Genomic DNA, 5,544 nt, shown 5'->3' with positions numbered 1-5,544 from the left:
TCGCGGATGCAGGTGCCGTCCGGCGTGTCAAAGTCGTCGCCAAAGATCGTTACACCAGGGCGCAGTCCGACGGCCGCTTCGGCAGCGATCTTGATCAGATGGGTTGCAACCGGTCCTGCTTGTCCGCTCCGCATCTTGGCGTCGGCACCGGCAACATTGAAATAGCGTAGTGCCGCATAGCGCATGTCGGTGGCGGCAGCGGTGTTGCGGACCATCCACTCGGTGATCAGCTTGGTTTCGCCATAAGGGCTAACGGGTAGGGTTGGTGCGGTCTCGGGGACAGGGACGGTATATGGATCGCCATATACTGACGCTGACGACGAAAAGATAAAACTTGTAACATCTTCCGCTATGCAGGCCTCAAGAAGGTTGCGACTGACCGATACGTTGTTTGCGTAGTACTCCAGCGGCTTCTCAAAGCTTTCCGGATTAACGATAGAGCCCGCGAAATGGATTGCCGAGGTGCAACCGTGTTCGCGGATGACATCTCGGACCAGGGCGATATCGCCAGCGTTTCCCTGGATAAAGGGAACGCCGTCCGACACCAAAGCCCGAACACCCGTCGACAGATCATCAATGACCACGGCTTCGTGGCCGTGGTTCAAAAGTGCCAGAACAGTATGGCTGCCAATGTATCCGGCACCGCCGGTGACTAAAGTAGAAGGAGATTTGGATAGGGTCACGACTGCGTGTGCTCAATCAAATGGCGGTACTTATTGGCGAAACTGTAGCCGATGTCGCCGGCGAATTCGTAATCAGGTACAAGCGCCATGAATTCATCTCGATATAAATCCCGAACAGCCACTTCCTCTGGAGTCGGTGATTGGCCTTCCTGGCGTGCGATCATTTCTCGGGCCAGCTCAAGAATTTCATCTGGGCTGTTCTCAACCCATTCGAATCCGCGATCCGCGTGCAGCTCAGTTAGAAACATTTTTTCGACGTCGTAGTAGCCCATGTCCACAGCCTCGTCGAAGGTCACGATCTTTTGCGTTTCCGGGTTTTTGAGCAGCATGGCGATATAAAGGTCGTCGCGGTGGAACGGAAAGGCACCGTAGGGCACCATGTTTACCAGGGCGACCGGCCGATCAAATATCGTTGCGACCACAAACAACCCTGAGTTGGTACCGAGAAAAAACCTCGTCTTGGCAGCGAGGAAAATGTCCATGAAATCGCTACGGTGCTTGGTCGCATAATCGATAACTTTTGGGTTGGCGAGATCGGGCAGAGGCTTCTCGACCACCGCTCCCATACGAATCACAAACCCGCCTTGAGAAGTAATATACTCGGCCGCCTCGAGGCAATTCTCTATGTTGCCGTTGCGGAACTCACGTGTCTTCCAAAGGTCACTGTACTGTGGTCGCCAAGCGTTCAAATAGGCGGAATCCCGAGTATGAAGGCAAACGAACCAATCATTTTCACCGAGTCCCATTTTCTTTAGTTCGGCTTGGCCACGGGCTTCTTCTTCCGCGGTGAAGGTGAGGGTGGCTCGGCCCTCAGTAAACTCGCGGTAATTATGGTTCGACCACGCCAAGTTCTCGAAGAATCGTGTGTGCTTATGTATCACGTACCAGTAGGAGAAAATTCGTGTCAACCAGCGGCTCTCATAAACCGGCATTTGACGCTTGAACATCGTCATGAGTTGTTGGTTTGCGGGTGCCCAACCCGCGAATATATAGCTGGTCCGGGAGGGGCGGTCATACAACTGCTGTTTGCGCAGGAAAATATCGGTGTTACCGGCTAAATGACCGATCCTTTGGGTGTACATCACACCGAAGCGAATTCGCCAAAACGGCTCTATGAGATAGAGCATCGGCAGGATGGGGAACACGAACAAGAGCCTCGCTATAAATTGCGCCGTTTCGCGCAACAGCATTCGGGTCAGGTTTTTCATTAAGACAGTTCGAATAATTTATTAGTCAGTAGACTTTTTGCCGCAGCACAGCGCAAATACGTAGTGGGCGAGGGGGGTAAACCCGGTATGCACGACTTCATCATTCATGGAGAAAATAAAGACATTATCGAAATATTGCTGCATGACCATCTTTAGGTCAGGTGCTTTCTTGCAGTTGACGTGGCCTAGACGGCTAATTTCTGAAGCATATTCTTGCGATTCGAGTGACGGAATTCCAACGATCAACGCTGTATCGTTGGTTAATGAGGCGCAAATGTTTTGCAAAAATTTTGCCTCGTTTTCCGGCGCTATATGCTCAAGGACATCGATACAATATGCGCCGTCGAATTCTCCGGGAAAGGGACCGGTCAACATATCATGAACTGCAAATTCGATCGGCCACCGCTCTTCCACGTAGTTTTGCGCATCGTCGATAAAAATTGGATCGAAGTCGATGGCGCTCAGATGGCCGACTTCCTGGCGAACGACCCTGGAGGCAAAGCCGTCTGCGCAACCAATTTCCAGGACACGTTTCTTTCCACTTAGCATTTTTGCCACGAACTTATATCGCGACAAAAGAAATGCGAGGCGTTTCGGGTCGTCGTGCCACGTTTGATTGGACATTAAACCAAACCGTGCGAAGCCCTTTTTGTCTCTAAGGTCTAAAAACGGCGCGTATTGAGGCTCTTTTGTTTCACTCATCGGATAGACTTTCGTTGAAGGTAAGTATTAGGGCGTTGAAGGTAATTATCAGGGACCACAGACATCTTTTAGGGCGCCGAGAATGGTACTCGCGGTCGGATAAAATTTTTCTTCCAGCGGAGCACTCATTGGGACGTGGCTATTGGGCCATGTAACCCGCTTTGGGGCTGCTTTTAGGGTCGGGGTTAATCGTTCGGCAACGGTGCTAATAATTTCTCCGGCAACGCCGTAACGGCCCCAACCAGATTCCGCTACAACCAATCGTCCGGTTTTTTCCACCGAAGCGCACACGGTTTCAATGTCCAAAGGAGCAACGGTCCGTAAATCTACGACTTCAACATTGATATCAATTTTACGCGCTTCTATCGCCGCTTCCAGGGCTGCCGGCATCATAGACCCGAAGGACACCAGCGTTACATCTGTTCCTGCGGTGCAGATTGATGCCTTACCAAGTCGAATGAAATAGGGCGCGTTGGGGACTTGTTCTTTCATCGAATAGAGAGAACGCCCTTCAATAAAGACCGTAGGCGAGTTGCTGAAAATGCTGGCCAGAAGCAAGCCTTTGGCCTCCGCCGGAGAAGACGGCATGACAACCTGCATTCCTGGAAGATGGGCGAATAAGGGATGCAGACTTTTGGCGTGTTGAGGCCCTTGTCCCCAGCCCTTGCCAACAATAGCGCGAATTACCAGAGGCATACGCGAGCGGCCGCCGGACTTGAATTGCCAAAGGCTGATCCAGTTTACGATTTGATCCATACTGTGAAGCATGAAGTCTATTCGTTGATGAACAAGAACAGGTCGCAGCCCCGAATTCGCCGCCCCTGCGGCAAGCGCCGTTAATGCATGTTCCGATGTAGGGGTATCAAACACTCGCTTTTCTCCAAAGTGTTCAACGAGCCCCTTGGTGCTTCCAAAAACAGCACCCGTTCGATCAACGCCTAACCCAAATACGAAGACCCCTGAGTCAAGTTCCATGGCCTGAAATTGCGCGGCATTAAGGGCCTCACAATATGAAAGTTCTGTCGTTGCTGACATGGTCTGTTCGGATCTGGCTCTTTCTTGAATTTGTGTCATCAAAATGGCCCCGGCCTGGATTCTAGCTGAGTTGGATCAAAATTCCCGACCGGGCCCTCAATAAGCTTATCAACGATGGGTGAATAGTCATCAGACATATTACTGGCAAGAGCCGTCTCAAACTCAGGGAAGGGAGCAGCTTTGGCGGCATCTATCGCAGCCCATATCTCGGTATCGACCTCTTCGGTCATGCGCTTTACGTCCGGTTCCTTAATGTCATCTGAGGACAGGGTGCCGCGTAATAGGGAGAGCGGATCGCGTTGCCGCCATTCTTCGATCTCGGATTGAGGGCGGTAGTCATAATGGTCGTCCCCTTCTGGACCAACGTGGCCACATGTTCGGTAGGTCTCGATTTCTAGAAAATACGGAGCTGGGTTCGTCCGCATCTCGGCCGTGATTTCCTTGAGTTTCTCATAAATAGCGAACACATCATTCCCGTCAATCGATGATGCGTTTACGCCGAAGGCTTGGACCCGCTCAGAAATCACTTGGGCTGTTGAACGCACATTTAGCGGCGTTTGGACTGAAAATCCGTTGTTCTCACATATAAATAAAATCGGCAGACTTTTGACGGCGGCAAGGTTTAGGGATTCAAATACCACGCCTTCTTCCATGCCGCCATCGCCAAGCACACCAATCGCGATGGCATCACTGCCGGTGTAGGACGCCGCAAAGGCGCTTCCCACCGCAAGAACAAAGGCTCCGGACAGTATCGCGCCACTGTAAAATTTGAACTCGCCATGAGATAATTCTTGAGAACCGGCCAAGCCACCACTAGCACCAGATGCCTTGCCGTAGAATTCAGCGACCATATCGGCCAGCGGTGCTTTTCTGGCCATATAGTAGCCATGTGACCGGTGATGTGAGTAAAGGAAATCTGACGGCTTTAGAACTTCTGACAGGGCTGTCGGCGTTGCTTCTTGGCCAATACAGAAATGCATGGGGCAACGCATTTCATCAGCCGGATGGTATTCCTCCATGAGGATTTCCTGAGACCGGCGAATCCGTAGCATCATGCGTAAAAAACGCAGTTTTAGGTCTTTGTCACGAATTGAAGGTAAAGATGTCATGGCATTTTCTTTGGCATGACCACCACCACAAAGGTGGTGGGGAAAACCAAAATTTCCCTCATGATAAAGGTGTTCAGGTTGACGGTTAAATTGAAGTTCGAATACTCACGAGGTGAGCTTACAGAGCGCAAAAATGTCGGCTATTCGTCCCGATCATAATCTGTAACGATATTCTGGGTTTCGTATTTAGTAATATCAATCTTATCTTTCATATACGATTCCCAAACCTCTCGGCGGCGTTTCGAAATATACCCGCGATCGACTTCTTCCATTTTAATGTTCTCGGTCGACCAGCGGACGTTCTGCGGGTCGAAGTCATCATACACAAGGTCTTTTTCAATGCATTCGTCGTATAATGGCGTCCCTGGAAGTGGATTAACGATGCTGACTGAAATTCTGTCTAAACCCAATTTTGAGGCCGTATCGAACGTATGGTCAATCTGCGCTTTAGATTCGCCAGGGAATCCAACCATAAATGACCCTTCCGAGATGATCCCCTTTACGCGAAGTTTCTCGACGATATCCGGAACTCTAGCTAGGTCGACGTGCTTGTCGATGACGTCTTCCTGAATATCGGGGTTTAGGCTTTCTATCGCCATAAATAACTTTGTAAATCCAGCCTGCGATAAGAGTTCTATTACTTCGTCATCAATCGCATTGACTTCTGATCCACTGGGCACTTGAAAGCTCATGTCTGGAAAATTTTCGACCAAAGCCTTTAACAGCTTCTTCACCCGCTTCTTATTTATAAAGAAATTATCGTCCCAAAAATGAATTTCATCCACGCCATAGGTATCCCGATAATGT

The 5,544-nt window shown here is 50.2% G+C and carries 6 protein-coding genes; all 6 read right to left on the bottom strand.

Going from position 1 to position 5,544, the window contains the following annotated elements; all coding sequences use genetic code 11:
* A partial coding sequence (locus HOM51_05730) for a UDP-glucose 4-epimerase (GenBank protein ID MBT5034003.1) occupies positions 1-683 on the bottom strand: 683 nt, incomplete at its 3' end.
* Positions 680-1,891: a TIGR04372 family glycosyltransferase gene (locus HOM51_05725; protein ID MBT5034002.1), complete on the bottom strand. Its 1,212-nt coding sequence runs from the start codon at positions 1,889-1,891 to the stop codon at positions 680-682. The genes HOM51_05725 and HOM51_05730, both read right to left, overlap by 4 nt.
* Positions 1,892-1,912: 21 nt before the next feature.
* Entirely contained in the window at positions 1,913-2,593 is a 681-nt protein-coding gene (locus tag HOM51_05720; GenBank protein ID MBT5034001.1) for a class I SAM-dependent methyltransferase, read from the bottom strand.
* A gap of 48 nt (positions 2,594-2,641) precedes the next feature.
* Positions 2,642-3,667 carry an alpha-ketoacid dehydrogenase subunit beta gene (locus HOM51_05715; GenBank protein ID MBT5034000.1) on the bottom strand — a complete coding sequence of 342 codons (1,026 nt, stop codon included), beginning with the start codon at positions 3,665-3,667 and terminating at the stop codon, positions 2,642-2,644.
* Positions 3,667-4,737, bottom strand: coding sequence for a thiamine pyrophosphate-dependent dehydrogenase E1 component subunit alpha (locus HOM51_05710; GenBank protein MBT5033999.1), 1,071 nt, complete (start codon positions 4,735-4,737; stop codon positions 3,667-3,669). The genes HOM51_05715 and HOM51_05710 overlap by 1 nt, the downstream gene beginning before the upstream one ends.
* Positions 4,738-4,877: 140 nt before the next feature.
* Positions 4,878-5,544 (bottom strand): radical SAM protein (locus HOM51_05705; protein MBT5033998.1); only part of this gene is annotated, 667 nt, incomplete at its 5' end.

It is taken from the genome of Rhodospirillaceae bacterium (genome assembly GCA_018660465.1).
Classification (GTDB): Bacteria; Pseudomonadota; Alphaproteobacteria; order Rhodospirillales; family JABJKH01; genus JABJKH01.
Note: the sequence above shows the minus strand (reverse complement) of the source record. Positions and strands in the feature narration are given on the sequence as shown.

What these genes read in the sequence shown, in the direction of transcription:
- HOM51_05720 (MBT5034001.1), bottom strand. Translation starts at nt 2,593, where the DNA reads ATGAGTGAAACAAAAGAGCCTCAATACGCGCCGTTTTTAGACCTTAGA.
- HOM51_05710 (MBT5033999.1), bottom strand. Translation starts at nt 4,737, where the DNA reads ATGACATCTTTACCTTCAATTCGTGACAAAGACCTAAAACTGCGTTTT.
- HOM51_05725 (MBT5034002.1), bottom strand. Translation starts at nt 1,891, where the DNA reads ATGAAAAACCTGACCCGAATGCTGTTGCGCGAAACGGCGCAATTTATA.
- HOM51_05715 (MBT5034000.1), bottom strand. Translation starts at nt 3,667, where the DNA reads ATGACACAAATTCAAGAAAGAGCCAGATCCGAACAGACCATGTCAGCA.